The sequence below is a fragment of the Pseudomonas sp. LY-1 genome (assembly GCF_053502595.1).
This window is the reverse complement of sequence record NZ_CP094353.1, coordinates 4397071-4423082: the sequence shown is the minus strand read 5'-3', so window position 1 is coordinate 4423082 and position 26012 is coordinate 4397071. Positions and strand designations below refer to the sequence as shown.

The window sequence follows — 26012 nt, the reverse complement described above, 5'->3', positions numbered from 1 at the left end:
CACATTGTTTAAGCGCGCCGTCCGTGAAGTCAGCTCAATTCCAGCCAGATCGGTGCATGGTCCGAGGGTTTTTCCAGGCCGCGCAGTTCGTAGTCCACCCCAGCATCCTTGACCCTGGGCAGCAAGCCGTTGGACGCCAGGATCACATCGATACGCAGGCCACGCTTGGGTTCATCTTCAAACCCACGACTGCGGTAGTCGAACCAGCTGAAGCGGTCGGTCACGTTGGGGTTGAGGTGGCGGAAGCTGTCCACCAGGCCCCAGTTCTTCAGGCGGGCCATCCACTCGCGCTCTTCCGGCAGGAAGCTGCACTTGCCGGTTTTCAGCCAGCGCTTGGCATTGTCGGGGCCAATGCCGATGTCACAGTCTTCCGGGGAAATATTCACATCGCCCATCACCACCAGCGCCTGGTCGTTGCTGAACTGGCTTTCCAGCAACTGTTGCAGGTCTGCGTAGAAGCGCTGCTTGGCCGGGAACTTGGTGGGGTGGTCGCGGCTTTCGCCTTGGGGGAAATAGCCGTTCATGATGGTGATCGGGTTGCCTTGCGCATCGGCGAAGGTGCCCCAGATAAAGCGGCGCTGGGCGTCTTCTTCATCGCTGGCAAAGCCTTTGTGTACGCTCAACGCTTCTTTGCGCGAGAGCAGAGCCACGCCGTAATGGCCTTTCTGGCCGTGGTAGTACACGTGATACCCCAGGGCCTGCACTTCTGCCAGCGGGAACTGGTCGTCGTGGACCTTGGTTTCCTGCAGGCCGATCACATCGGGTTGATGCTTTTCAATCAGCGCCGCCAACTGATGCGGGCGAGCCCGTAGCCCGTTGATATTGAAAGAGACGATTTTCATGGTCGGCTGTCCAGTCTGGCAAAAGGGCGATGCTAGCCGACAAGTCGGACGGGGGCCAGCGTGGCGGTAGGACGGATGCGCTGCTAATGTCTGGGAACGACTCGCGCTGCGTAAGTTCGTACCCATAAGAACGCCGTCTTTTGAATGGCGCCCAGGGAGATTCACTGTATGTCTGACACTTCAACTGCGATTGCCGAAATCCGCCTGCTCAATAGCGACTATTCCAGCGAAGCGCGCTCTCTGCTGTACCAGGCTTATCGTCATGAGCCGACGTTCGCCTACATCTTCGAAGCTGAGCGGCCGGGGTATGAGCAGCGGGTCCGTGCCACCGTGCGCGAGTTGGTCAAACAGCATTTCTTCCAGAAGCTTCCCGCCATCGGCCTGTTTGTTGACGATCGACTGATCGGCGTTGCGTTGATCGCGCCACCCCAGCGGCGCCTGGGCATCACCGAGAGCTGGGCGTGGCAATTGCGCATGTGGTTGAGCACTGGTGTGCGGGGGACGCGGCGTTACCTGGATTATCACCAGGCGGTGCTGGCGTGCCTGCCCAGCGATTCGGTGCATGTGTTGCCGTTGCTGGGTATTCACCCGCAATTCCAGGGCAAGCACTTCGGTGAGCAACTGCTCGGCGCGGTACACAACTGGTGCGCCGAGGACCCGCATTCGTCCGGTGTGGTGCTCGATACCGGCAACTCGCGTTACCTGGAGTTCTACAAGCGTCAGGGTTATGAGGAAATCGGCGAAGTTGCTGTAGGACCGATCCTGGAGCATGTGTTTTTTCATGCCAATCCACAGCCGTTACAGGCTGTAACGACTTGAGTCAGGATTTTCAGATAAATCCGAGTTCAAAGAGTCTCCTCAGCTCGTGTAGCATCCGCGCCTATGAAGTTTCCAGGAAGATTCACCAGCGGCTTGATTCTGCTGTTCACAAGCTGCGGCGCTTTGGCGCAAAGCGAACTGGACGTGCGAGTCAAACCCTCAAACGACGCGTTGAAAGCCAACATCGAAGGCTACATCGGCGGGGTAGGCGATCGCGATGAAGAAGCGTTGCTGCGCTTCAGCCGTGGCGCCGAAGAACAGGCGCGCAAAGCGGCCCAGGCCTTGGGCTTCTATCAGCCGCAGATCAGCAGTGATGTGCAGGGCGGCAAGAACCCGCGCCTGACCCTGACCATCGAGCCCGGCGAACCGGTGCATTTGCGCGACGTGACCATTCGGGTCGACGGCCCGGCCGCCGCCCTCAAAGCCTTTCGTGTGCCTGCCAGCCGCGACCTTGAATCCGGTGCCGTGCTCAACCACGGCCATTACGAAGACGCCAAGCGTCTGATCCAGAACCAGGCCTCGCGCTACGGCTTTTTCAATGGGCGCTTTACCCGCCAGACCCTGTCGGTCGACCCCAAGGCGGGCGTCGCCGATATCGAACTGGTGTATGACAGCGGCCCGCGCTACACCTTGGGCAAGGTCAATTTTGCTGGCGATACGCCGTTCGATGAAGAACTGTTGCAACGCATGGTGCCGTTCAAAAACGGCGCGCCCTACGATTCCGAACTGATTGCCGAGTTGAACCAGAACCTGCAAGCCAGCGGCTTTTTCGAGGGCGTGCGGGTGGACGCCGCGCCGGCTGCGTCGGCCAACGATGTGATCCCGGTCGCGGTGCAACTGGAAACCCGCAAGCCACGCACCATGGGCCTGGGCCTCGGCTTTTCCACCGACGTCGGCCCGCGCGGCAAAGCCAACTGGACGCGCCACTGGGTCAATCCGCAGGGCCACAGTTACGGCTGGGAAGCCGAATTGTCGGCGCCACGGCAGAACGTCGGCCTGTGGTACGACATCCCGCTCGACCCACCGCTTACCGACAAACTGCGTTTTGCCGGCGGCTACCAGAATGAAGAACTGGCCAACACCGACACCCTGAGTAAATTGCTCACCCTCGGCCCGGAATGGCACAGCAAGTTGCCCAGCGGCTGGACCCGGGTGGTCTCCCTCAAGTGGCAGCGTGAAGAGTATCGCCTGGGCGATGACTCGGGCCTGAGCAACCTGTTGATGCCGGGGCTCAGCTATTCCTATTTGCGCAGCGACAACCGCATCGATCCCCACCACGGCTATCGCCTGCAATTCGACACCAAGCTGGCCAAGGAAGGCTTCGGCTCCGACACCAACCTGCTTTACGGCACGGCCATGGTCAAAGGCCTGACCACCGTGTGGGACAAGCACCGCTTCCTTGCGCGGGCGCAGATCGGCGGCAGCGCCACCAACGGCTACAAGTCGGTGCCGCCGTCGCTGCGTTTCTTTGCCGGTGGCGACCAGAGCGTGCGTGGTTACGAGTACCAGACCCTGTCGCCGGAGAACGACCGTGGCGACCGCATCGGTGGCCGCTACATGGTGGCCTTGAGCGCCGAGTATCAATATTCCATCGCCGAAAAATGGCGGATCGCGACCTTTATCGACCAGGGCAACTCCTTCAACACCCTGGAAATGCCAAGCCTGAAAACCGGCGTGGGCGTCGGCCTGCGCTGGGTGTCGCCCGTCGGGCCGATTCGCCTTGACCTGGCCCATGCCCTGGAAGACCCGGGCGGTATCCGTTTGCACTTTTCCATGGGGCCTGAGCTGTGATGCGTGGTTTGAAAATAGCCGGGCTGGCTGCCGTTGCCCTCCTGGCCGTGGTGTTGCTGGCGCTGTGGACCGTACTCGGAACCCAGGCGGGCAGCCGTTGGGCGTTGGGCCAGGTGCCGGGCTTGAGCGTGGATAATTTCCAGGGCCGTTTGGGCGGTCAATGGAGTGCCGAGCATCTGCTGTGGCAGCAGGGCAGTGACCGTGTCGAACTCAACGCGCCGAGGTTCGACTGGTCGCCGGCCTGCCTGCTGCGCCTGACGCTGTGCATTGACCGGTTGGCGGTGGATCAAGTCAGCCTGCAATTTGCGCCGAGCACGGAGCCGAGCAGCGGGCCGATCCAGCTGCCGGCGCTGAAGTTGCCGGTTGCGCTCCAGTTGAGCGACGTTCGCGTCGGCAGCCTGCTGTTTAACGGCAGCGAGGAACTCAAGGGTATGCAACTGGCGGCGCATTGGACCGTCGCGGGCCTGCAGATCGATTCCGTGCATTTGCAACGCGATGATCTGGTGCTGGACCTGTCCGGGCTACTCCAACCCAGCGGCGACTGGCCGTTGACCGCCAGCGGCAACCTGAGCCTGCCTTACGCCCCCGGCGGCGCGCCGTGGACGGTGGCGTTCAGGGCCGATGGCGACCTGCTCAAGACCCTCAAGCTCGACGCCGACAGCGGCGGCTACCTGCCGGCCAAGCTCAGCGGCGAGTTGCAGCCGCTGGTGGAAAACCTGCCGGCACAGTTGCACATCACCGCCGACGCCTTCAAACCCAGCGCCGATTTGCCTGACACCCTGCAACTCAATCAACTTGACCTCACCGCCAAAGGCGACCTGGACAGCGGTTACCAATTGCTCGGCAAAGCCGTACTGCCCGCGGAAAAGGGCCCGGTGGACTTACTGCTGCAAGGTAAGGTCGATGCCAAGGGCGCGCAGATCGCCGGCCTGGATCTGAGCGCCGGTGACAAGCAAAGCCTGAAACTCACGGCACAGCTGGACTGGCAGCAGGGCTTCAGCGCCGATGCGAAAATCGATTGGCTGGACTTTCCCTGGCATCGCCTCTACCCCTTGATTGACGAGCCGCAAGTCACCTTGCGCACCTTCAATGGTGAAATTTCCTATAAAGACGGCAACTACCTCGGCAACCTCAAGGCCGACCTCGATGGCCCCGCGGGCAAATTCAACGTGGTCACGCCGTTCAGCGGCGACCTCAAACAAGTGTTCCTGCCCGAGCTGAAACTGACCGCCGGCCAAGGCAAGGCCGAAGGCCACCTCAACCTGCAGTTCGCCGACGGCATCGCCTGGGACACGGCGCTCGACCTGTCGGCGCTGAACCCGGCGTACTGGGTCGCGGAGTTGCCAGGCACGCTGGCCGGACCGCTGCGCAGCAAAGGCGAGTTCAAGAACCAGCAGCTCAAACTGAGCGCCGACCTCGGCCTCAAGGGCCGTCTGCGCGGGCAGCCCGCCGTATTGGCCGCCAAGGCCGAAGGCGCGGGTGAGCAATGGACCCTGGCCAACCTGGATATCCGCCTGGGCGACAACCGCATCAACGGCAGCGGCAGCCTGCAACAACGCCTGGCCGGGCAGATCGATATCAAACTGACGCGGCTGGCCCAGCTGTGGCCGCAGTTACGCGGGCAGGTCAATGGCCGACTCGATGTGGCCGGTAGCCTCAAAGCGCCTCAAGGCAAACTCGACCTCAAGGGCCAGCAACTGGCGTTTGCCGACAATCGCCTGCAAAGCCTGAGCCTCGACGCCACGCTCGATAACGCCCAGCGCGCGAAGATCGACCTCAAGGGCAGCGGCATCCAAAGCGGCGACAGCCAAGTCGGCACCCTGACAGCCAGCGCCCAGGGCGATGTCAGGCAACAGAAGGTCCAGTTGGATCTGGCCGGCCCACTGGTCAAGCTGGCCCTGGCCCTGGATGGCAACCTCGACCAAGGCAACTGGCGCGGACGCCTGGCCAGCGGTGACGTGCAGGCCGGCGGCCAGGACTGGAAGCTGCAGGCCCCGGCGAAAATCGAGCGCCTGGCCGATGGCAGGCTGACCTTCGCCGCCCACTGCTGGGTCGCGGGCCCGGCCAGCCTGTGCGCTGAAGATCAGCGCCTGATGCCTGAACCGAAGCTGCGTTACCACCTCAAGCAATTCCCTATCGATAGCCTGGCGGCCTGGTTGCCCAAGGACTTCGCCTGGCAGGGCACGCTCAACGCCGACGTACAGCTCGACCTGCCGGCCAGCGGCCCCAAAGGCGTGATCGCAGTGGATGCCAGTGGCGGTACGTTGCGGGTCAAGGACAAGCACCAGTGGCTGGATTTCCCCTACGACACGCTGCAATTGGACGCCACCCTCAACCCCAAGCGCATCGACACCCAGCTCAACTTCCAGGGCGGCAAGCTCGGTGAGTTGCGGTTGCAGGCACAGATCAACCCGCTGGCGAAAAACAAGCCGATCACCGGTACTTTCAGCCTCACCGGTCTGGACCTCACCGTGGCGCGGCCGTTTGTGCCGATGGTGGAAAAACTCAACGGCAAGCTCAACGGCAATGGCCGCATCTCCGGTGGCCTGCTGGCGCCGCTGGTCAACGGCAGCATGAACCTGGTGGGCGGCGAGATTTCCGGGGCGGAACTGCCCATCAGCCTCGAAGGCTTGAACGTACAGGCGCTGATTGCCGGCGAAAGCGTGCAACTCGATGGCCGCTGGCACAGCGGCAAGGCCGGGCAGGGCAGCCTCAAGGGCCACATCGACTGGGGGCGCGCTCTGGCGGTCGACCTCAGCCTGCAAGGCTCGCATCTGCCGGTCACCGTCGAACCTTACGCGGTGCTGGAAGTCGCGCCCGACCTGAAGATCAGCCTGAAGAACGACAAGCTCGCGATCGCCGGCAAGGTGCAGATCCCGCGGGGTGACATCACCGTGCGCGAACTGCCGCCGTCGACGGTCAAGGTCTCCGATGACACGGTGATCGTCGGCAGCCAGACCGAAGAGGGTAAGCCGCCGATGGCAATGGCGATGGATATCGACGTGGCGGTGGGTGAAGACCAGCTCAACTTCTCGGGCTTCGGCCTCACCGCCAAGGTGCAGGGGCATGTGCATATCGGCGACAACCTGGACACCCGCGGCGAGCTGTGGCTCAACGACGGCCGCTACCGTGCCTACGGCCAGAAGCTGGATGTGCGCCGTGCGCGTTTGCTGTTCGCCGGGCCGCTCGACCAGCCTTATCTGGATATCGAAGCGATCCGCAAGACCGGCGATGTCGTCGCCGGTATCCGCCTGAGCGGCAGCGCCGAACAGCCCACTACGCAGATCTTCTCCGAGCCGGCCATGAGCCAGGAGCAGGCACTGTCCTACCTGGTGCTCGGCCGCCCGCTGAGCACCACCGGTGAAGACAACAATATGCTCGCCCAAGCCGCCCTGGGTCTGGGCTTGATGGGCAGTGCCGGCGTGACCTCGGACATTGCCAAGGACCTCGGCATCCAGGATTTCGAGCTCGACACCCAAGGCAGCGGCACCAACACCGCCGTGGTCGCCAGCGGCAAGATCTCGGAGAAGCTCAGCCTGCGTTATGGGGTCGGGGTGTTCGAGCCGGCCAGCACCATTGCCTTGCGTTACCTGTTGAGCAAGAAGGTGTACCTGGAAGTGGCCAGTGGGGTGGCCAGTTCGTTGGATATTTTCTACAAGCGCGATTTCTAGCGCCGGACTCGGTAAAAAAGTGGGAGCGCGTGTCTGTGCTCGCACATACCAAGCAAGCTAATCATTTCATTTGACATTAGCTGCCTAAGCAGTAATATCTCGTCACACATTCGCTGCCTAGGCAGTAATAAGGTGACTTCCGATGAAACACTTCACCCCGGACAACTTCCACAACTGCCGCCTCGGGCTGTTGCTGGGCCGTGCGGCGATCCTTAAAGACAAAATCATCGACACCCATATGGAACCGCACGGCATCACCGCCGCGCAGTTCAAGGTGTTGATCATCATGGCGCAGTTCGGTGTCGACACCCCGGCGGAGCTGTGCCGCCACCTGTCCCTGGACAGCGGTTCGATGACCCGCATGCTCGATCGCCTGGAGCAAAAAGGCCTGCTTGATCGCAAGCGTTCGGCGCTGGACCGTCGCCAAGTGCAACTGGTGTTGACCGACGACGGCCAGCGCCTGGCGGACAGGCTGCCATATATCGGCGCCGAGGCGTTGAACCAGTTGGCCGGCGCACTGGAGCCGGATGAATTGCAAACCCTGGAAAAGCTCCTCAAGAAAATGCTGATAGCTGCCGGTGATCCGATCACCCTGCAGCGGGTAGGTAAAGCATGAATACACGTGCCCTTTGCCTGGTGCTGGCGGCCATGAGCATGGCCGGTTGCGCCAATTTCAGCGGCCTCGACACCCAGGGCCAACGCCTCGACGCGAACACCCTGCAGACCGGTAAGTCGTTGACCGGCGTGACCCTGTCGAGCGCCGCCTGGCCCAGCGCCGACTGGTGGAAAAGCCTCGGCGATCCGCAGCTCGACGGTTTGATCCAGGAAGCCCTGCAAAACAGTCCCGACATGCAAGTGGCCAGCGCCCGCGCCCACCAGGCCGAAGCCGCCGCTTATGCCGCCAACGCCGCACGCCTGCCGACCCTGGACGCCAGCGCCGGTGTGAGCCGTTCGCGCCTGGCCAGGGACAAGGACCCGCTGGGGCAGGGCGATGCCTACTCGACGGTGCGAAACATCGGCGCCAGCTTCAACTACAACTTCGACCTCTGGGGCGGCCAGCGTGCTGCCTGGGAAGCCGCGTTGGGCCAGGCCCGCGCCGCCGAAGTCGACCAGCAGGCCGCGCGCCTGACCCTGGCGGCCGATGTGGCCAAGGCCTACAGCGACCTGGGCCAGGCGCACATCGTGCGGGACCTGGCCAATGACGACCTCAAGCGCACCCGGCAAATGCTCAGCCTGAGCCAGCGCCGCCTGAACTCGGGCATCGACAGCCGGTACCAGTACCAGCAGACCGAAAGCCTGGAAGCCAGCTCCCAGTCGCAACTGATCGATGCGGAAAAACAACTGCAGAGCGCGAAAATCGCCCTGGCGGTATTGCTCGGCAAAGGCCCGGACCGCGGCAACGAACTGGCGCGCCCGGCGGTGCTCAAGCCCAGCGCCGTCGCCGTGCCCTCGGTGCTGCCCGCCGAACTGCTGGGCCGGCGCCCGGACCTGATCGCCGCACGTTGGCGGGTGGAAGCGGCGAGCAAGAATATCGCCGCCGGCAAGGCCAGCTTCTACCCCAACCTCAACCTGAGCGCGAGCGCCGGGGCCGAGTCGTTGCTGGGGGATGCGATGTTCGGTTCGGCCAGCCGCTTCTTCAACATTGCGCCGACGATTTCGCTGCCGATTTTTGATGGCGGCCGCCTGCGCGCCAACCTCGATGCGCGCGATGCCGACTATGACCTGGCCGTGGCCCAGTACAACAAAACCCTGGTGCAAGCCCTCGGCGATATCGGCAACAGCCTTTCACAACTGCGCGAAACCGGTCGGCAGATCCAGGCCCAGCAACACGCCGCGGACATTGCCCAGCAGTCCTACGACACCGCGATGCAGCGTTACAGCTCCGGGATCGGCAACTACCTGGACGTGCTCAGCATCGAGCAGCAATTGCTGCAGGCCCAGCGTCAGTTGGCGACCTTGAACGCCGCACAAATCGATCTGTCGATCCAATTGATGCAAGCCCTGGGTGGCGGCTACGACGCCGCAAATGTGGCATCGACCACCCCAGCTACACGCACGGAATAATTTGAGGTAACTGACATGGCCACTGCCGAAAGCAACAACGCAACGGGAACGCCCGATAACAACCCGCGCAAACGCAAAGTCATGCTGGTCGGCCTGGTGCTGATCGTCATCCTCGGCGTGGTCGGCGTGTGGGGTTGGTATGAACTCTACGGCCGCTTCAATGAAAGCACCGACGACGCCTACGTGAACGGCAACGTGGTGGAAATCACCCCGCTGGTCACCGGCACCGTGGTCAGCATCGGCGCCGACGATGGCGACCTGGTCCACGAAGGCCAGGTGCTGATCAACTTCGACCCCAACGACGCGGCGGTCGGCCTGCAAAGTGCGCAGGCCAACCTGGCCCGCACCGTGCGCCAGGTGCGGGGCTTGTACAGCAACGTCGACGGCATGAAAGCCCAGGTCAATGCGCAGAAAGCCGACGTGCAAACTGCCCAGGACAACTACAACCGGCGTAAGACCCTGGCCCAGGGCGGGGCGATTTCCCAGGAAGAACTGTCCCACGCCCGTGACAGCCTGACCGCGGCCAAGAATGCCCTGACCAACCTTGAGCAGCAGCTCAAAAGCAGCAACGCCCTGGTCGACGACACGGTGATCTCGTCCCATCCGGATGTGCAAGCCGCCGCCGCGCAACTGCGCCAGGCCTACCTGGCTAATGCGCGCAGCACCCTGATCGCCCCCGTCACCGGCTATGTGGCCAAGCGCACCGTGCAACTGGGCCAGCGCGTGCAGCCGGGGACGGCGTTGATGGCGGTGATCCCGCTGAACCAGCTGTGGATCGACGCCAACTTCAAGGAAACCCAACTGCGCAATATGCGTATCGGCCAACCGGTGGACATCGAAGCGGACATTTACGGCAGCGATGTGAAGTTCAGCGGCACCATCGACAGCCTCGGCGCCGGCACCGGCAGCGCGTTTGCCTTGCTGCCTGCGCAGAACGCCACCGGCAACTGGATCAAGATCGTGCAACGGGTGCCGGTACGCATCCACGTCAATGCCGAAGAACTGGCCAAACACCCCCTGCGGGTGGGCTTGAGCACGGTGGTCAGCGTCGACCTGCATGACCAGAGCGGCCCGGTACTGGCGCAACAGGCGCCGCAAAAGGCCTCGTTCACCACCAATGTGTATGACCGCCAGTTGGCCGAAGCCGACGCCATGATCAGCCAGTTGATTCATGACAACAGCCTCGCCGCGCCCAAGGCTGTGCAACGCTGATGAGCCAGAACGCGTCCTTCTCGCCACCCAGCTTGGTGATGGCCACGATTGGCCTGTCGCTGGCGACCTTCATGCAGGTGCTCGATACCACGATCGCCAACGTGGCGTTGCCGACCATTTCCGGCAACCTTGGCGTGAGTTCGGAGCAGGGCACCTGGGTGATCACCTCGTTTGCGGTGAGCAACGCCATTGCCCTGCCGCTGACCGGCTGGTTGAGCCGGCGCTTCGGCGAGGTGAAGCTGTTTCTCTGGGCCACCGTGCTGTTTGTGCTGGCCTCGTTTCTCTGCGGTATTTCCACGTCGATGCCCGAGCTGATCGGCTTTCGGGTGTTGCAAGGCCTGGTGGCGGGGCCGTTGTACCCGATGACCCAAACGTTGCTGATCGCGGTCTACCCGCCGGCGAGGCGCGGCATGGCCCTGGCACTGCTGGCGATGGTCACGGTGGTGGCGCCGATTGCCGGTCCCATCCTCGGCGGCTGGATCACCGACAGCTACAGCTGGCCGTGGATCTTCTTCATCAACGTGCCCATCGGCATCTTTGCGGTGATGGTGGTGCGTTCGCAGTTGAAGAAACGCCCGGTGGTCACCAGCTACCAGCCGATGGACTATGTGGGGTTGTTGAGCTTGATCGTCGGGGTCGGCGCGTTGCAGATCATCCTCGACAAGGGCAACGACCTGGACTGGTTCGAATCCAACTTCATCATCGTGGGGGCGGCGATTTCGGTGATTGCCCTGGCGGTGTTCATCATCTGGGAGATGACCGACAAACACCCGGTGGTCAACCTGCGGCTGTTTGCCTACCGCAACTTCCGCATCGGCACCATCGTGCTGGTCCTCGGCTACGCAGGCTTCTTCGGCATCAACCTGATCCTGCCGCAGTGGCTGCAAACCCAGATGGGCTACACCGCGACCTGGGCCGGGCTGGCCGTGGCGCCGATCGGTATTCTGCCGGTGCTGATGTCGCCGTTTGTCGGCAAGTACGCGCACCGATTCGACCTGCGCGTCCTGGCGGGCCTGGCGTTCCTGGCGATTGGCTTGAGCTGCTTCATGCGCGCCAGCTTCACCAATGAGGTGGACTTCCAGCACATCGCCCTGGTGCAACTGTTCATGGGCATCGGCGTGGCGCTGTTCTTCATGCCGACCTTGAGCATCCTGATGTCCGACCTGCCGCCGCACCAGATCGCCGACGGCGCCGGCCTGGCGACGTTCCTGCGGACCCTGGGCGGCAGCTTCGCGGCCTCGCTGACCACCTGGATCTGGATTCGCCGCGCGGACCAGCACCATGCGTACATGAGCGAGAACATGACCACCTACGACGCGGCGACCCGCGATGCGTTGAGTGCGTTGGGCGGCGCGGGGCAAAAGGCCTACGCCCAACTCGACCAGATCCTCACCAGCCAGGCATACATGATGTCCACCGTGGATTACTTCACGTTGCTGGGGTGGATGTTCATGGGCTTGATGCTGCTGGTGTGGTTCGCCAAACCGCCGTTTACCGCGAAGGCGGGCCCGGCTGCATCAGGGCACTGATCGGCCAAGGCTGAAATGCAATCAACCAGGGCTGGAATGCAATCAACCAAGGTTGGAATGCAATCAACCAGGGTTGAAATGCAATCAGCCAAGGTTGGAATGCAATCAACCAGGGCTGGAATGCAATCAACTGTGGGAGGGGGCTTGCCCCCGATAGCGGTGTATCAGTCAACCTATTTGAAGCTGACCCACTGCCATCGGGGGCAAGCCCCCTCCCACATTTGATCAGGCGCCGGGCAGTGCCAGTTGCGGATTGACGAAGTCAAACGCCGCCAACTGAAACCCTTGCTCATCCACCTGCAATGCCCAGCCTTGCTTGTCCCAATCCCCCAGCACAATACGCTTGGCCGCCTGATCGCCGATCTGCAACTTATGAATGGCGGGGCGGTGCGTATGGCCGTGGACCAGGGTACGCACGCCGAACTGCTGCATCACCCGCGGCACTTCCTCGGGGGTGACGTCGACAATGTCGTTGGCCTTCATCCGCGTCTGCGCCCGGCTTTCGTTGCGCAGCTTGCGCGCCAGTTTGTGGCGAGTGCGCAAGGGCAGGTGACGCAGGATAAACAGCACAATCGGGTTGCGCAGGATGCGCCGCAGCTTCATATAGCCGACGTCGCGGGTGCAGAGGCTGTCGCCGTGCATCAACAGCACGGGCTCGCCGGCGAGTTGCACGACGCTCGGGTCCTTGAGCAGCTTGGCGCCTGCGGCTTTGCAGAACGTCTTGCCGAGCAGGAAGTCGCGGTTGCCGTGCATGATGAAAATCGCGGTGCCGCTGTCGCTCAGTTCGCGCAGGGCCGCGCAAATCGAGCGCTGGAAAGGGGTGATCCCATCGTCGCCAACCCAGGCTTCAAAGAAGTCCCCGAGGATGTACAACGCCTGGGCGCCACGGGCGCGGCCGTGGAGTAAATCCAGAAACGCCCGGGTAATGTCCGGGCGTTCCTCTTCCAGATGCAAGTCTGAAATCAGCAATATCACTCAATGATCTCGGCTTTCTCGATGATCACGTCGTCTGCTGGCACGTCTTGGTGGCCGGCTTTGCTGGTGGTGGCAACGCCTTTGATCTTGTCGACGACGTCAGTGCCTTCGGTGACTTTACCGAACACCGCGTAGCCCCAGCCCTGCACGTTCTTGCCGCTGTGGTTGAGGAAGGCGTTGTCGGCGACGTTGATGAAGAACTGCGCGGAGGCCGAATGCGGCTCCATGGTACGGGCCATGGCGACGGTGTATTTGTCGTTGGAAAGGCCGTTGTCCGCTTCGTTCTGGATGCTTGGGCGCTTGTCTTTCTTTTCTTTCATGCCAGGCTCGAAACCGCCGCCCTGGACCATGAAGTTGCCGATGACACGGTGGAAAACGGTGTTTTCGTAGTGGCCGGCTTTCACGTATTCAATGAAGTTGGCGACGGTGATCGGCGCTTTCTCGGCGTTCAGCTCGATGACGATGTCACCGTGGTTGGTGGTCAGTTTGACTTGAGTCATGTGTACTACTCTTTTCAGGGAATTCGTGGGTTCGGGCGCTGTGCGCCTGACCTGTTTGGCTAAACGTTGGCCAAGACGCGCAGTTTAGCGTGCCCTGCGGGAATTTCGAGGTGGTTTTTTACCGCCCGGGCAATTAAAGCAGCAGTTTTTGGCCGCACCCTGTCAGGCGGTTGACCGCTTCGGCTATGATAAGCCCTTTGTTTTATCTGGCCTGCCCAAGGCCACGTACTCGTCTGTTCAAGGATAATATGAGCAAGCCCACTGTCGACCCTACCTCGAACGCCAAGGCCGGTCCTGCCGCCACGGTCAATTTCCTGCGCCCGATCATCCAGGCGGACCTGGATTCGGGCAAGCACACGCAGATCGTCACGCGCTTTCCGCCGGAGCCCAACGGCTACCTGCACATCGGTCACGCCAAGTCGATCTGTGTGAACTTCGGTCTGGCCCAGGAGTTCGGTGGCGTCACGCACCTGCGTTTCGACGATACCAACCCGGCCAAGGAAGACCAGGAATACATCGACGCCATCGAAAGCGACATCAAGTGGCTGGGCTTCGAATGGTCCGGTGAAGTGCGCTATGCGTCCAAGTATTTCGACCAGTTGTTCGACTGGGCCATCGTGCTGATCAAGGCCGGCAAGGCCTACGTCGACGACCTCACCCCTGAACAGGCCAAGGAATACCGTGGCACGCTGACCGAACCGGGCAAAAACAGCCCGTTCCGCGACCGTTCGGTGGAAGAGAACCTGGACTGGTTCGCCCGCATGCGCGCCGGTGAGTTCGCAGACGGTGCTCGTGTACTGCGTGCCAAGATCGACATGGCCTCGCCGAACATGAACCTGCGCGACCCGATCATGTACCGCATCCGCCATGCCCATCACCACCAGACCGGTGACAAGTGGTGCATCTACCCGAACTACGACTTCACCCACGGCCAGTCGGACGCCATCGAAGGCATCACCCACTCCATCTGCACCCTGGAGTTCGAAAGCCACCGTCCGCTGTACGAATGGTTCCTGGAGCACCTGCCGGTTCCGGCACACCCGCGCCAGTACGAATTCAGCCGCCTGAACCTGAACTACACCATCACCAGCAAGCGCAAGCTCAAGCAACTGGTGGATGAACAGCACGTCAACGGCTGGGACGACCCGCGCATGTCGACGCTGTCGGGCTTCCGCCGTCGCGGCTACACGCCCAAGTCCATCCGCAACTTCTGCGAAATGGTCGGCACCAACCGTTCCGACGGCGTGGTCGACTTCGGCATGCTCGAATTCAGCATCCGTGACGACCTCGACCACAGCGCCCCGCGCGCCATGTGCGTGCTGCGCCCGCTGAAAGTCGTGATCACCAACTACCCGGAAGGCCAGGTCGAGAACCTCGAACTGCCACGCCACCCGAAAGAAGACATGGGCGTGCGCGCACTGCCGTTTGCCCGTGAAATCTACATCGACCGTGACGACTTCATGGAAGAGCCGCCAAAAGGCTACAAGCGCCTGGAACCTACCGGCGAAGTGCGCCTGCGCGGCAGCTACGTGATCCGCGCCGACGAAGCGATCAAGGACGCCGCGGGCAACATCGTCGAACTGCGCTGCTCGTATGATCCAGAAACCCTGGGCAAGAACCCTGAAGGCCGCAAGGTCAAGGGCGTGATCCACTGGGTGCCGGCCGCCGCCAGCGTCGAGTGTGAAGTGCGTCTGTACGACCGTCTGTTCCGTTCGCCGAACCCTGAGAAAGCCGAAGACAGCGCGAGCTTCCTCGACAACATCAATCCGAACTCCCTGCAAGTACTCACGGGTTGTCGTGCCGAGCCATCCCTTGGCAATGCACAGCCGGAAGACCGTTTCCAGTTCGAGCGCGAAGGCTACTTCTGCGCGGATATCAAGGACTCGAAACCTGGCCATCCGGTATTCAACCGTACCGTGACCTTGCGTGATTCGTGGGGCCAGTGATTTAAGGAACCGTCGTGCTAACGATCTACAACACGCTCAGCAAGAGCAAAGAAGTCTTCAAGCCGCTGGATGGCAACAAGGTACGCATGTACGTGTGCGGCATGACCGTGTACGACTACTGCCACATCGGCCACGGCCGCAGCATGGTCGCCTTTGACCTGGTGACCCGCTGGTTGCGTTTCAGCGGCTACGACTTGACCTATGTGCGCAACATCACCGACATCGACGACAAGATCATCAACCGCGCCAAGGAAAACGGCGAGCCGTTCGACGTCCTGACCGCGCGCATGATCGCCGCCATGCACGAGGACGAGGCGCGCCTCAACATCCTCAAGCCGGACATGGAACCGCGTGCCACGGACCATATCCCGGGCATGCACGCGATGATCCAGACCTTGATCGACAAGGGCTACGCCTACGCTCCAGGCAATGGCGACGTGTACTACCGCGTCGCCAAGTTCATGGGCTACGGCAAGCTGTCGCGCAAGAAAATCGAAGACCTGCGCATCGGCGCGCGCATCGAAGTCGACGAAGCCAAGCAAGACCCGCTCGACTTCGTGCTGTGGAAAGGCACCAAGCCCGGCGAGCCAAGCTGGGAATCGCCTTGGGGCGCCGGGCGTCCGGGCTGGCACATCGAATGCTCGGTGATGTCCACCTGCTGCCTGGGCGAGACCTTCGACATTCATGGCGGCGGCAGCGACCTCGAGTTCCCGCACCACGAAAACGAAATCGCCCAAAGCGAAGCCGCCACTGGCAAGACCTACGCCAACGCCTGGATGCACTGCGGCATGATCCGCATCAATGGCGAGAAGATGTCCAAGTCCTTGAACAACTTCTTCACCATCCGCGACGTGCTGGAAAAGTACCACCCGGAGGTGGTCCGCTACCTGCTGGTGTCCAGCCACTACCGCAGCGCGATCAACTACTCGGAGGACAACCTCAAGGACGCCAAAGGCGCCCTGGAGCGTTTCTACCACGCGTTGAAAGGCCTGCCCGCCGTGGCCCCGGCCGGCGGCGAAGCGTTCGTGGCCCGCTTCACCGAAGTAATGAACGACGACTTCGGCACACCGGAAGCCTGCGCGGTGCTGTTCGAGATGGTGCGCGAGATCAACCGCCTGCGTGAGAGCGATCTCGACGCCGCGGCCGGTCTGGCTGCACGCCTGAAAGAACTGGCCAGCGTGCTGGGCGTGTTGCAGATGGAAGCCGACGACTTCCTGCAAGCCGGCGCCGAAGGGCGTGTGGATGCGGCTGAAGTGGACGCGCTGATCCAGGCGCGCTTGACGGCGCGGGCCAACAAGGACTGGGCGGAGTCCGACCGGATCCGTGACCAACTGACCGCGATGGGTGTGGTGTTGGAAGACGGCAAGGGTGGGACGACGTGGCGCTTGGCTGATCAGGCTTGATCTGTAAGCGCTGAATGAAAAATGCTCCGACTGGTTCGGGGCGTTTTTTTACAAAAAATAGCGATGTCACTTAGCGTTTCCACCACCAGTTCAAGTCGCGTTTAACTGGGAGTGCGAGTGCATGCAGTATGAAGAACGCTAGTGCGATCCAGCCAATGATTGGATAGTTTTCAATGACTTCTGGATGAGTGCCGAAGTATAAGTATTTGTCAAATTGAGCGATTTCCATATGTGTCATCATAAAGAAAATATTGACTGCTAAGCTGATATAGATTTTGGTATATCCAAGTCGTTTGCCGGAGAAGATAACTCTAAGCCAGTAAGCGAATAACAGCCCCAGTGGCGAGAGTATTAGAAAAGCCATAATAATCACTTTTTAGACTCTTCATGTAGTTGCTTTAATGTGATTGCATCTGTTGCGGCCTCCGCTGCCAGCGAAGTTGGTGTCATGGTTTTATAGGCTCGTATCCGGTCTGAATCCAAATACCTAAATAAACGCCAAGCATCTGGTTTGTATATATGTCTTACAGTGCTGTAGATAGATAGGCTAATATCAACGGCGCCGTAGGCCATGTTTGCTTCCCGCTCTCCGTGACCGACGGCGGATGCAACTGATTGATATGCTGTACGAACCGGACCGACGGTATCGGATCGTCCTGTTACTAGGTTGTGTCCACCTTCATATAAATTATTAGCGCCATGTGCCATTAATGGCACTCCTGCGACGAGGCACAGGGTACCCACCGACGCGTAGCAAATTCCGGCACCAGTGGCTATTTGAAGCGCACCCGCAACGGCTCCTATTCCATTTCTCCCAATCGTTATTGATTGATCCAGCAAGCTACGTTGCTCTTTTTTAATCTCAATCAGCCCCTCTGCGACTGTCTTTTTTCCTTGCTCCACATCGCTAACAATACTACGAGCGTAATAGGTCACCTCTCGATTGAATATTGACCGAGTAACGCCATCCTGTAGATGTCGAGCACTGATTGCACACGCGTAATTGGTTAGTTTTGCTGCGGCTTGGCTGACTACCCCCAAGTCATAGAAAGTAGGCGCTTGACTTTTGTTCTTTGAGTTCATCGCCCGGTTTCCCATGTGCCATAGCCGCTGGTTCCCGCGATGTGGTGCGTCCAGATAATTTCCCGATAACGAATCGCCAGATGTTCCTGTGCCTCGACATCATTCAGCAGGACAGAATGCGGCACATCGACGGTCAGGCTGGCAATGATGCAGCCCCTTATATCGACGGTGTAGTATTTTTCGTGCCGACCAAACTGTGAAATTCGATAGAAGTTGATGACGCAGTTCAGTTCTTCTCTGTTGGATAACGCCACGGCCAGCAAGGGCGAGGATTTATCAATGCTTTTTGTGATGACCACAGGGCCGTGGGTGGAAGCTCTGACGTTGCCGGTGTTGAGCATATTGTGGTTGAAGGACATCACCATGATTTCATCCCTGTGCCCCTCCTGACATTTGTTGCCAATAGAGTCTTGAGTTGAGCAGCCAGCCGAGATCAGGCCTTGAGATTTTCCGTTAATGGACATGTAACCGTGGTTAGCCATGGACGTTGGTATCCTGATTTATTCACCATAAACATACGGAAAAATGTAAATAGGAAATATCGGATGTTTCGCCTTTTATCGTGCGGGCGGGATGTAGGATTATTCGGTTTTGTGCGAGAAGAAAAACGCCCCGTTATGCCGGGGCGTTTTGCTGTGGTTGTGCGAGCGAAAGTAATGACGGCATTCGCTACCTACTATTTTTCAATTCTCGCGCAATGCTCATTCAGTGCTTCATTCACCAGAAGCTGGATAGTTTCCACCATTCGGCAAATCCCTAGTGCCACGCTGCGTGGTGTGCCATCAATCTCAAAGGCTAAATGACTAGCCAATGCCTGAACTGACGCAAGGTCCTCCGACGCGTTGACCAGCAGCGTCTCGACGTCTAATCCTTCACGTACGGTAAACAAACCATGATCCTCAGCAGATGGCTCTGGTTTTTCAGACGGGTTCAGGTAGTGATTTATCGCTCGATGAGCGGCAGTGTGAAATGCGGTTGAATCTGACGGTGGATTCGGACTGTCTTTAATCATGGCGTAGCTCCTAGAGTATTGGAGTCACCACCCATCGCTGCGAAACGATATTTGGGTGGCCGCTGTACGCAGGTTCGCAGACCGGGACTCTAGGCACCCGGCATACCCGAAGGTATCCCGCGCACAGCCGCCATAACATCAGGCATAAAAAAGCGCCCGCTATCTGAGGTGGACGCTGTGCGTCTAGAGTTTAACCGGGCTGCGAAACCCGGTCGCTGAATTTGCAGCGACCGCCGAAGATTAGTGATGCATCTTCCGAGGGGCAACCCTAAAAAGATGTCGGAAAGTTCTCGTTCCTACGGTTTTTTTGACGCCGGCACGACGCGTGCTTTTAGATGGTTGCCACAACCCAACCCATGATGAAACTGACGGTGATTCAAATGGATTGTATTTTCTGCAGCATTGTCCGAAAAACCTCCCCGGCCCATATTCTGTGGGAAGACGAACAGCATATGGCCTTCCTGTCTATTTTCCCCAACACGCCCGGTTTCAGCGTGGTGATCCCCAAGCAGCACTACGGAAGCTACGCCTTCGCCCAGTCGGATGAGGTGCTGGCAGGTCTGGTGGTGGCGGCGAAGAAAACCGCGCAGCAGATCGACCGGGCGTTTCCCGATGTGGCGCGCACGGGGATGATTCTGGAAGGCTACGGGGTGGATCACCTGCATGCGAAGCTGTTTCCCATGCATGGGACGGGGCAGGACAGTGACTTCAAGCCCATCAGTTCCAGGGTCGACAAGTTCTTTGATCGCTACGAGGGGTACATCTCGTCCCACGATTTTGTGCGGGCGGATGATGCCGAGTTGGCGGAGTTGGCGGCACACATCCGATCCTTCGCCTAGCCTCGATCCAAATGTGGGAGGGGGCTTGCCCCCGATAGCGGTGTGTCAGCGACAGCTGCATTCACTGACACCCTGCTATCGGGGGCAAGCCCCCTCCCACATTTTTTTGACCGTGTCGCATCAGAACTCAGCGACGGCTGCTGACCTCGGCGGGCACATCGTCACCGGCCATGCGCTTGCGGAACAGCGCGGTGCGCGCCAGCAGCAGCGTCGTCACCGGCACGGTGATCGACAGCAAAATCGGGATCAACCACCCGTGCAACACCGGCCCGGACTTGAGCACCGAAAAGTAGATAATCGACGCCAACGCCACGCTCCACGCGCCCAGCGTCGAGGCCAGTGCCGGCGGGTGCATGCGCTGGAAGAAATCCTTCATGCGCAGCAACCCGATTGCGCCAATCAGGGCAAACACGCTGCTCAGCACCAGCAACACGGCCACGCACACTTCAACCCATAACGGCATCATTCGATCACCTCGCCACGCAGCAGGAATTTGGCCAGGGCAAATGACCCGACAAAGCCAAACAGCGCAATCAACAGCGCCGCTTCGAAGTAGGTATCACTGGCATACCGAATGCCCAGCACCAGCATCATCAGCATCGCCAGGATGTACAGGTAGTCCAACGCCAGGACCCGGTCCTGGGCCGATGGGCCTTTGAACAGGCGGACCAGTGTCAGCGCCATGGCCAGCGAGAACAGGAACAGGCTGAACAGGATCGCATTGGAGAGCAGGGCGCTCATTCGAAGATCTCCATCAAGGGCCGTTCGTAGTCGTGTTTGAAGTGCTGGATAAACTGCGCTTCATCGTCCAGGTCGAAGACGTGCAGCAGCAGGATGCTGCGGTCCAGGGCGAGTTCCGACCAGACGGTGCCGGGGGTCACGCTGGTGATCATCGACAACACGGCCAGGCCGTTGGCGTCGCGCAGGTCCAGGGGGATTTTGATAAAGCGCGAACGCGGTGGCCGCGAGCCGCACACCAGCACGCCCCAGGCGACTTGCAGGTTGGAGATGATCACGTCACGCCCCACCCGGAAGAACAGGCGGATGATCACCCCAGGGCGGCGGATGCGGATCGGCAGCGGGCGCAGCGGCGCCATCAGCAGCGGCGCGAGCAAACCCAGTAGCGCGCCCAGTAACAGGTTGCCGGGGCTGATCGACAGGTTCAGCAGCAGCCACAACACCCACAACGCCAGCGATAACCACGGGGCCGGGAACAGGCGCTTCATGGCTGCACCTCCAGCGCCGCGGTCTTGGCTTCAGGGCTGGGCACCGGGCGTGTGGCCATGACCGCCATCACATACTGTTCCGGGTTGTTCAGGCTCTTGGCGGTGTCCAGGGTGTAGCGCATCAGCGGCTCGGCCTTGAAGGTCAGCAGGATGCTCAGGCCGAGCAGGAAGAAGATCGGCACGCACTCATAACGGCGCAGCAGCGGTGACGGGCGTTCTTCCGGGGTCCAGAAGCGCTGGATGCCCAGGCGGGCGAAGGCGATCAGCGAGGCCAGGCCGGACAGGATCAGCAACGTCACCAGGCCCCACGCGGCAGGGCGGACAGGCTCATCCAGCGCATGGCCCAAGCCCGGCGGATTGACCAGCGCGCTCAACAGGCTGAGCTTGCCGATAAACCCCGACAGCGGCGGCATGCCGATGATCAGCAGGGCGCAGGCGACAAAGCTCAAGCCGAGGAAGGCCATGGTCCAGGGAATCACCTGGCCGACCACGGCTTTCTGTTCGTCATCAAGGTTCACGCCGGGGCGCGGATGCAGGGATTCCATGGCTTTGGGCAGCGCATCGATCTCTTCATCCAGCGGCAGGTCGTTGGCCGAGCGCGAGCGTTCGATCAATTCGGCCAGCAGGAACAGCGCACTCAACGCCAGCGTGGAACTGACCAGATAGAACAGTGCTCCGGCTGTCAGGCTCGGCTGGGCGAACCCCACCGACGAGAGCAGGATGCCGGCCGAGACCAGGATGCTCAAACTGGCCATGCGCTCCAGGCGCTGCGCCGCCAGCATCGCCAGCGCCGCGCAGATGATGGTCGCCATGCCGCCGTACACCAGCCAGTCGCCGCCGAACAGCGCCGACGCCCCGGCCTGGCCGGAGAACAGCAGGGTCCACAGGCGCAGCACGGTGTACACGCCGACCTTGGTCATGATCGCGAACATCGCTGCCACCGGCGCGCTGGCCGATGAGTACGCCGGCGCCAGCCAGAAGTTCAGCGGCCACATGCCGGCCTTGGCCAGGAATGCGGTGGCGAGGATCGCCGCACCCGCATGCAACAGGCCGCGATCGGCTTCTGGCACCAGCGGGATTTTCAGCGCCAGGTCCGCGAAGTTCAGTGTGCCGGTGACGCCATAGATCATTGCCGCGCCAATCAGGAACAGCGACGAGGCCAGCAGGTTGATCGCGATGTAATGCAGCCCCGACGACACCCGCGCCCGGCCGGAACCGTGCAGCATCAAGCCATAGGAGGCCGCCAGCAACACCTCGAAGAACACGAACAGGTTGAACAGGTCGGCGGTGAGAAAGGCGCCGTAGAGGCCCATCATCTGGATCTGGAACAACGCATGGAAACTGGTGCCCGCACGGTCCCAGCGCGCCATCGCGAACAGCAGCGCACTCACGCCGATGATCCCGGTGAGTACCAGCATCAGCGCCGACAGTTGGTCCACCACCAGCACGATGCCGAACGGCACTTGCCAGTTGCCGGGCAAGTACACGCCGATCGAACCGGGGCCGCCTTGTTGCGTCCAGTACAACAGCAAGATGGCAATAGCGAGGCCGAGCATGCTCGAGAACAGGTTGATACGCGCCTTGAGCGGGCGGTGCTTCTCGCCGAGCATCAGCATCAGCGCGGCGGTCAGCAACGGCAGCAGAATCGGCGCGACGATCAGTTGGTTGACCCAGGTCATTCCTTGGGCTCCCGGCCGTCCACATGGTCGGTGCCGGTCAGGCCCCGCGACGCCAGCAGTACCACGAGGAACAGCGCGGTCATGGCGAAGCTGATCACGATCGCCGTCAGCACCAGGGCCTGGGGCAGGGGATCGGTGTAGTGCAACAGGTCTTGCGGCACGCCGTCCTTGATGATCGGCTCTTTACCGATAAACAGGCTGCCCATGCTGAAAATGAACAGGTTGACCCCATACGACAACAGGCACAGACCCATCACCACCTGGAACGTCCGTGGCCGCAGGATCAACCAGACGCCGGAGGCCGCCAGGACCCCAATGGCAATTGCGATGACTTCTTCCATCAGGCGGCTCCTTCCGGTGTGGCAACGGTTTTCGGCTGGTTGCTCGGTTTATGGGCCCGCACCGATTGGTGACCGAGGGCGGTGAGCATCAGCAGCGTCGAGCCGACGACCATGGCGTACACGCCGACATCGAAGAACAGGGCGCTGGCGATATGGATGTCGCCCAACACCGGCAAGCTGAGATGCCAGGTGTGGGTGGTGAGGAACGGGTAGCCGGCGAACAATGCGCCGAGCCCGGTCAGGGTCGCCGAGAACAGGCCGAAGCCCATCCAGCGCATCGGCCGCAGACTCATCTGCGCCTCGACCCACTGGGTGCCGGCGACCATGTATTGGAGGATAAACGCCACCGACATCACCAGGCCCGCGACGAAACCACCGCCCGGTTGGTTGTGGCCGCGCATGAACAGGTAGAACGACACCACCAGCGCAATCGGCAGCAGCAGGCGCACCAGCACCGCCGGCACCATCATGTAGCCCAGGGCGGTGTCGCTGGCCTGGCGCGGGTTGATCAGGTCGGTGGCTACGTCCGGCGCGAGTTGGCGCTGTTGCGCGGGCAGTTGCATGCTTTCCTTGGAGGGGCGGAAGCGTCGCAGCAGGGCGTACACGGTCAGCGCCACGGCGCCGAGCACGGTGATTTCGCCGAGGGTGTCGAAGCCACGGAAGTCCACCAGCATCACGTTCACCACATTGCTGCCGCCGCCTTCGGGGAGGGCGCGGCTCAAGTAGAACGAGGAAATGTCGTTGGGCGTCTGGCGGGTCAGCATCGCGTAGGACAGCAGCGCCATGCCGCCACCGACCACGGTGGACAGCAGGAAGTCGCGCAAGCGGCGAATGCGTGCCTTGCGCAGCGTACTGGGCAGTGGCGACACTTCTTCGATCCGCCGTGGCAGCCAGCGCAGGCCCAGCAGGATCAGCACGGTGGTCACCACTTCCACGACCAGTTGCGTCAGCGCCAGGTCCGGCGCCGAGAACCACACGAAGGTGATGCAGGTCATCATGCCGCACACGCTGACCATGGTCAGGGCCGCCAGCCGGTGGTACTTGGCCTGCCAGGCGGCGCCGAGGGCGCAGGCAATCGCCAGCAGCCACAGGGTGACGAACACGATGGAGCCCGGGATCTTCGGCCGGTCGCCCCAACTGAGGCCGCTGTTGAGCAGCGGGATCAGCCCGCCGATCACGGCGACCAGCACCAGCAGGAACAACTGCGTCTGCAGGCGCTTGGTACTGATGCGTTTCTCGATTTTGCGCGCACCGCGCATCATCAGCACCAGGCAGCGCTCGAAGCCGCGCTTGCCGTTGAAGTAGCTGATCACCGGCGGGTACTTGAAGCGCCCGCGCTTGAGTTGCTTGCGCAGCAGCAGGTAGAGCAGCACCCCGCCGCACATCGCCACCAGGCTCATGATCATCGGCGCGTTCCAGCCGTGCCAGATGGCCAGGCTGTATTGCGGCAACACGCCGCCGACGACCGGCAGCGCGGCGGCGGCGAGGATCGAGCCGACCACCTGGGCCGGGAAGATCCCCACCAGCAGGCAGGTGAACACCAACAGCTCCACCGGCGCGCGCATCCAGCGGGGAGGCTCGTGCGGGGTGTGGGGCAGGTCCGTCGCAGGCGGGCCGAAGAACACATCCACGGTGAAACGCAGCGCGTAGGCCACGCTGAAGGTGCCGGCGATGGTCGCGATCACCGGCAGGGCGATTTCTACCCAGGCGGTCGACGAGATGAATACGGTTTCAGCGAAGAACATCTCTTTGGACAGAAAGCCATTGAGCAACGGCACGCCGGCCATGGACGCACTGGCCACCATCGCCAGGGTTGCGGTAAACGGGATCAGGCGCACCAGGCCGCTGAGCTTGCGGATATCGCGGGTGCCGCTTTCGTGGTCGATGATGCCCGCCGCCATGAACAGCGAGGCCTTGAAGGTGGCGTGGTTGAGGATGTGGAACACTGCGGCGACGGCGGCCAGTGGGCTGTTGAGGCCGAGCAGCAGGGTGATCAGGCCGAGGTGGCTGATGGTGGAGTAGGCCAGCAGGCCCTTGAGATCGTTCTGGAACATGGCGCAGTAAGCGCCGAGCAGGAGGGTCAGGGCGCCGGCGCCGCCGACGAGCCAGAACCATTCTTCGCTGCCGGACAGCGACGGCCACAGGCGGGCCAGCAGGAACACGCCGGCCTTCACCATCGTCGCCGAATGCAGGTAGGCCGACACCGGTGTCGGTGCCGCCATGGCGTGGGGCAGCCAGAAGTGGAACGGGAACTGCGCGCTTTTGCTCAACGCGCCGATCAGCACCAGGGCCAGCATGACCGGGTACAGCGAGTGCGCGCGAATCTGATCGCCCGCCGCGAGGACCAGGTCCAGGTCATAGCTGCCGACGATATGCCCCAGCAGCATCACGCCGGCCAGCAGGCACAAACCGCCCGCGCCGGTGACCATCAACGCCATGTAGGCACCGCGTCGCGCATCGGCGCGGTGGTGCCAGTAACCGATCAGCAGGAACGAGAACAGGCTGGTCAGTTCCCAGAAGAACACGATCTGGATCAGGTTGCCGGAGATCACCAGGCCGAGCATGGCCCCCATGAATGCCAGGAAAAACGCAAAGAAGCGCGGCACCGGATCGTCCGGCGACATGTAGTAACGCGCATACAGCGACACCAGCGTGCCGATGCCGAGCACCAGCATCGAGAACAGCCAGGCGAAGCCGTCCATGCGCAAGACGAAATTCACGCCCAGGCTGGGCAACCACATGAATTCTTCGCGGATCACCCCGCCGTGGGCGATTTGAGGGTAGAGCAGGGCGACTTGAACAGTACCGATCAGGGCGATGAGGCCGGCCAGCAAGGATTCGGTGTTACGTGCGTTGTGCGGCAGCAAGGCCGCCAGACAGCTGCCGATAAAAGGCAGAAGCAGTAGAACTATCAGGGACATAGGCTTCTAATCTGCGGGAGTTTGGGATGCATCATACGTGCCGCTTTCTTGATCACCAAACGGCAACGTGTGGCAGGATCCTACAAGGTAGGCTGAAAACGCCCATTTGGCATTGTTTCAGCTAACCCCCCACCACGCGCACCAGCGCCTGATTGTGGA

The 26012-nt window shown here is 61.3% G+C and carries 23 protein-coding genes; 10 read left to right on the top strand and 13 right to left on the bottom strand.

Annotation, left to right across the window (positions count from 1 at the left end):
- Nucleotides 1-29 precede the first annotated feature (29 nt).
- Nucleotides 30-842: an exodeoxyribonuclease III gene (gene xthA / locus MOQ67_RS20130; RefSeq protein WP_198718396.1), complete on the bottom strand. Its 813-nt coding sequence runs from the start codon at nt 840-842 to the stop codon at nt 30-32.
- A gap of 168 nt (nt 843-1010) precedes the next feature.
- Here xthA and MOQ67_RS20125 point away from each other — a divergent pair, with 168 nt between their 5' ends.
- The 7 genes from MOQ67_RS20125 to MOQ67_RS20095 all read left to right on the top strand — a co-directional run bounded on the left by MOQ67_RS20125 (nt 1011) and on the right by MOQ67_RS20095 (nt 11928).
- Nucleotides 1011-1661, top strand: a complete 651-nt coding sequence (locus tag MOQ67_RS20125; protein WP_017848104.1) for a GNAT family N-acetyltransferase — start codon at nt 1011-1013, stop codon at nt 1659-1661.
- 63 nt (nt 1662-1724) lie between these two features.
- On the top strand, nt 1725-3452 hold the full coding sequence (locus MOQ67_RS20120; RefSeq protein ID WP_017848103.1) for an autotransporter assembly complex protein TamA: 1728 nt from the start codon (nt 1725-1727) through the stop codon (nt 3450-3452).
- Nucleotides 3452-7123: a translocation/assembly module TamB domain-containing protein gene (locus MOQ67_RS20115; RefSeq protein WP_198718397.1), complete on the top strand. Its 3672-nt coding sequence runs from the start codon at nt 3452-3454 to the stop codon at nt 7121-7123. The genes MOQ67_RS20120 and MOQ67_RS20115 overlap by 1 nt, the downstream gene beginning before the upstream one ends.
- A gap of 142 nt (nt 7124-7265) precedes the next feature.
- Nucleotides 7266-7739, top strand: coding sequence for a MarR family winged helix-turn-helix transcriptional regulator (locus MOQ67_RS20110; protein WP_017848101.1), 474 nt, complete (start codon nt 7266-7268; stop codon nt 7737-7739).
- A complete protein-coding gene (locus MOQ67_RS20105) occupies nt 7736-9187 on the top strand; it encodes an efflux transporter outer membrane subunit (protein ID WP_046484984.1) in 1452 nt (483 codons plus the stop codon). The genes MOQ67_RS20110 and MOQ67_RS20105 overlap by 4 nt, the downstream gene beginning before the upstream one ends.
- Before the next feature lie 15 nt (nt 9188-9202).
- A complete protein-coding gene (locus tag MOQ67_RS20100) occupies nt 9203-10399 on the top strand; it encodes an HlyD family secretion protein (RefSeq protein ID WP_017848099.1) in 1197 nt (398 codons plus the stop codon).
- A complete protein-coding gene (locus MOQ67_RS20095; RefSeq protein ID WP_046484990.1) occupies nt 10399-11928 on the top strand; it encodes a DHA2 family efflux MFS transporter permease subunit in 1530 nt (509 codons plus the stop codon). Before MOQ67_RS20100 ends, MOQ67_RS20095 begins: the two co-directional genes overlap by 1 nt.
- 225 nt (nt 11929-12153) lie before the next feature.
- Here the strand turns inward: MOQ67_RS20095 and lpxH are convergent, their stop codons facing one another.
- Entirely contained in the window at nt 12154-12903 is a 750-nt protein-coding gene (lpxH, locus tag MOQ67_RS20090; protein ID WP_198718398.1) for a UDP-2,3-diacylglucosamine diphosphatase, read from the bottom strand.
- Nucleotides 12900-13403: a peptidylprolyl isomerase gene (locus MOQ67_RS20085; RefSeq protein WP_017848096.1), complete on the bottom strand. Its 504-nt coding sequence runs from the start codon at nt 13401-13403 to the stop codon at nt 12900-12902. Before MOQ67_RS20085 ends, lpxH begins: the two co-directional genes overlap by 4 nt.
- Nucleotides 13404-13651: 248 nt before the next feature.
- On the opposite strand from MOQ67_RS20085, the gene MOQ67_RS20080 reads away from it, so the two are divergent.
- Together MOQ67_RS20080 and cysS are read left to right on the top strand one after the other, a co-directional pair.
- Nucleotides 13652-15349 carry a glutamine--tRNA ligase/YqeY domain fusion protein gene (locus MOQ67_RS20080; protein ID WP_017848095.1) on the top strand — a complete coding sequence of 566 codons (1698 nt, stop codon included), beginning with the start codon at nt 13652-13654 and terminating at the stop codon, nt 15347-15349.
- Between the two features lie 14 nt (nt 15350-15363).
- Nucleotides 15364-16752 carry a cysteine--tRNA ligase gene (gene cysS, locus MOQ67_RS20075; protein ID WP_104902869.1) on the top strand — a complete coding sequence of 463 codons (1389 nt, stop codon included), beginning with the start codon at nt 15364-15366 and terminating at the stop codon, nt 16750-16752.
- A gap of 70 nt (nt 16753-16822) precedes the next feature.
- Here cysS and MOQ67_RS20070 read toward each other — a convergent pair whose 3' ends face one another.
- The 4 genes from MOQ67_RS20070 to MOQ67_RS20055 all read right to left on the bottom strand — a co-directional run bounded on the left by MOQ67_RS20070 (nt 16823) and on the right by MOQ67_RS20055 (nt 18847).
- On the bottom strand, nt 16823-17116 hold the full coding sequence (locus MOQ67_RS20070) for a hypothetical protein (protein ID WP_186357308.1): 294 nt from the start codon (nt 17114-17116) through the stop codon (nt 16823-16825).
- 5 nt (nt 17117-17121) lie between these two features.
- Nucleotides 17122-17835 carry a DUF4225 domain-containing protein gene (locus MOQ67_RS20065; protein WP_104902870.1) on the bottom strand — a complete coding sequence of 238 codons (714 nt, stop codon included), beginning with the start codon at nt 17833-17835 and terminating at the stop codon, nt 17122-17124.
- Nucleotides 17832-18317 (bottom strand): Hcp family type VI secretion system effector, encoded by a 486-nt coding sequence (locus tag MOQ67_RS20060; RefSeq protein ID WP_046485001.1) that lies wholly within the window; start codon nt 18315-18317, stop codon nt 17832-17834. The genes MOQ67_RS20065 and MOQ67_RS20060 overlap by 4 nt, the downstream gene beginning before the upstream one ends.
- A gap of 194 nt (nt 18318-18511) precedes the next feature.
- Nucleotides 18512-18847 carry a DUF6124 family protein gene (locus MOQ67_RS20055; RefSeq protein ID WP_104902871.1) on the bottom strand — a complete coding sequence of 112 codons (336 nt, stop codon included), beginning with the start codon at nt 18845-18847 and terminating at the stop codon, nt 18512-18514.
- Between the two features lie 380 nt (nt 18848-19227).
- On the opposite strand from MOQ67_RS20055, the gene MOQ67_RS20050 reads away from it, so the two are divergent.
- Nucleotides 19228-19686 (top strand): HIT family protein, encoded by a 459-nt coding sequence (locus tag MOQ67_RS20050; RefSeq protein ID WP_026140168.1) that lies wholly within the window; start codon nt 19228-19230, stop codon nt 19684-19686.
- Nucleotides 19687-19813: 127 nt separating this feature from the next.
- Here the strand turns inward: MOQ67_RS20050 and MOQ67_RS20045 are convergent, their stop codons facing one another.
- From MOQ67_RS20045 to MOQ67_RS20020, 6 genes are read right to left on the bottom strand one after another with little or no spacing between them, the layout of a single operon-like run.
- Nucleotides 19814-20152, bottom strand: a complete 339-nt coding sequence (locus MOQ67_RS20045; protein ID WP_017848092.1) for a Na+/H+ antiporter subunit G — start codon at nt 20150-20152, stop codon at nt 19814-19816.
- A complete protein-coding gene (locus tag MOQ67_RS20040; RefSeq protein ID WP_017848091.1) occupies nt 20149-20427 on the bottom strand; it encodes a K+/H+ antiporter subunit F in 279 nt (92 codons plus the stop codon). The genes MOQ67_RS20045 and MOQ67_RS20040 overlap by 4 nt, the downstream gene beginning before the upstream one ends.
- Nucleotides 20424-20912, bottom strand: a complete 489-nt coding sequence (locus MOQ67_RS20035) for a Na+/H+ antiporter subunit E (protein ID WP_017848090.1) — start codon at nt 20910-20912, stop codon at nt 20424-20426. The genes MOQ67_RS20040 and MOQ67_RS20035 overlap by 4 nt, the downstream gene beginning before the upstream one ends.
- On the bottom strand, nt 20909-22591 hold the full coding sequence (locus MOQ67_RS20030) for a monovalent cation/H+ antiporter subunit D (RefSeq protein ID WP_046382882.1): 1683 nt from the start codon (nt 22589-22591) through the stop codon (nt 20909-20911). Before MOQ67_RS20030 ends, MOQ67_RS20035 begins: the two co-directional genes overlap by 4 nt.
- On the bottom strand, nt 22588-22932 hold the full coding sequence (locus tag MOQ67_RS20025; protein WP_007986256.1) for a Na+/H+ antiporter subunit C: 345 nt from the start codon (nt 22930-22932) through the stop codon (nt 22588-22590). Before MOQ67_RS20025 ends, MOQ67_RS20030 begins: the two co-directional genes overlap by 4 nt.
- A complete protein-coding gene (locus tag MOQ67_RS20020) occupies nt 22932-25853 on the bottom strand; it encodes a monovalent cation/H+ antiporter subunit A (protein ID WP_017848088.1) in 2922 nt (973 codons plus the stop codon). The genes MOQ67_RS20025 and MOQ67_RS20020 overlap by 1 nt, the downstream gene beginning before the upstream one ends.
- Between the last annotated feature and the right edge of the window lie 159 nt (nt 25854-26012).

What these genes read in the sequence shown, in the direction of transcription:
- xthA (WP_198718396.1), bottom strand. Translation starts at nt 842, where the DNA reads ATGAAAATCGTCTCTTTCAATATCAACGGGCTACGGGCTCGCCCGCAT.
- MOQ67_RS20125 (WP_017848104.1), top strand. Translation starts at nt 1,011, where the DNA reads ATGTCTGACACTTCAACTGCGATTGCCGAAATCCGCCTGCTCAATAGC.
- MOQ67_RS20120 (WP_017848103.1), top strand. Translation starts at nt 1,725, where the DNA reads ATGAAGTTTCCAGGAAGATTCACCAGCGGCTTGATTCTGCTGTTCACA.
- MOQ67_RS20115 (WP_198718397.1), top strand. Translation starts at nt 3,452, where the DNA reads ATGCGTGGTTTGAAAATAGCCGGGCTGGCTGCCGTTGCCCTCCTGGCC.
- MOQ67_RS20110 (WP_017848101.1), top strand. Translation starts at nt 7,266, where the DNA reads ATGAAACACTTCACCCCGGACAACTTCCACAACTGCCGCCTCGGGCTG.
- MOQ67_RS20105 (WP_046484984.1), top strand. Translation starts at nt 7,736, where the DNA reads ATGAATACACGTGCCCTTTGCCTGGTGCTGGCGGCCATGAGCATGGCC.
- MOQ67_RS20100 (WP_017848099.1), top strand. Translation starts at nt 9,203, where the DNA reads ATGGCCACTGCCGAAAGCAACAACGCAACGGGAACGCCCGATAACAAC.
- MOQ67_RS20095 (WP_046484990.1), top strand. Translation starts at nt 10,399, where the DNA reads ATGAGCCAGAACGCGTCCTTCTCGCCACCCAGCTTGGTGATGGCCACG.
- MOQ67_RS20085 (WP_017848096.1), bottom strand. Translation starts at nt 13,403, where the DNA reads ATGACTCAAGTCAAACTGACCACCAACCACGGTGACATCGTCATCGAG.
- MOQ67_RS20080 (WP_017848095.1), top strand. Translation starts at nt 13,652, where the DNA reads ATGAGCAAGCCCACTGTCGACCCTACCTCGAACGCCAAGGCCGGTCCT.
- MOQ67_RS20070 (WP_186357308.1), bottom strand. Translation starts at nt 17,116, where the DNA reads ATGGCTTTTCTAATACTCTCGCCACTGGGGCTGTTATTCGCTTACTGG.
- MOQ67_RS20065 (WP_104902870.1), bottom strand. Translation starts at nt 17,835, where the DNA reads ATGAACTCAAAGAACAAAAGTCAAGCGCCTACTTTCTATGACTTGGGG.
- MOQ67_RS20060 (WP_046485001.1), bottom strand. Translation starts at nt 18,317, where the DNA reads ATGGCTAACCACGGTTACATGTCCATTAACGGAAAATCTCAAGGCCTG.
- MOQ67_RS20055 (WP_104902871.1), bottom strand. Translation starts at nt 18,847, where the DNA reads ATGATTAAAGACAGTCCGAATCCACCGTCAGATTCAACCGCATTTCAC.
- MOQ67_RS20050 (WP_026140168.1), top strand. Translation starts at nt 19,228, where the DNA reads ATGGATTGTATTTTCTGCAGCATTGTCCGAAAAACCTCCCCGGCCCAT.
- MOQ67_RS20045 (WP_017848092.1), bottom strand. Translation starts at nt 20,152, where the DNA reads ATGATGCCGTTATGGGTTGAAGTGTGCGTGGCCGTGTTGCTGGTGCTG.
- MOQ67_RS20040 (WP_017848091.1), bottom strand. Translation starts at nt 20,427, where the DNA reads ATGAGCGCCCTGCTCTCCAATGCGATCCTGTTCAGCCTGTTCCTGTTC.
- MOQ67_RS20035 (WP_017848090.1), bottom strand. Translation starts at nt 20,912, where the DNA reads ATGAAGCGCCTGTTCCCGGCCCCGTGGTTATCGCTGGCGTTGTGGGTG.
- MOQ67_RS20030 (WP_046382882.1), bottom strand. Translation starts at nt 22,591, where the DNA reads ATGACCTGGGTCAACCAACTGATCGTCGCGCCGATTCTGCTGCCGTTG.
- MOQ67_RS20025 (WP_007986256.1), bottom strand. Translation starts at nt 22,932, where the DNA reads ATGGAAGAAGTCATCGCAATTGCCATTGGGGTCCTGGCGGCCTCCGGC.
- MOQ67_RS20020 (WP_017848088.1), bottom strand. Translation starts at nt 25,853, where the DNA reads ATGTCCCTGATAGTTCTACTGCTTCTGCCTTTTATCGGCAGCTGTCTG.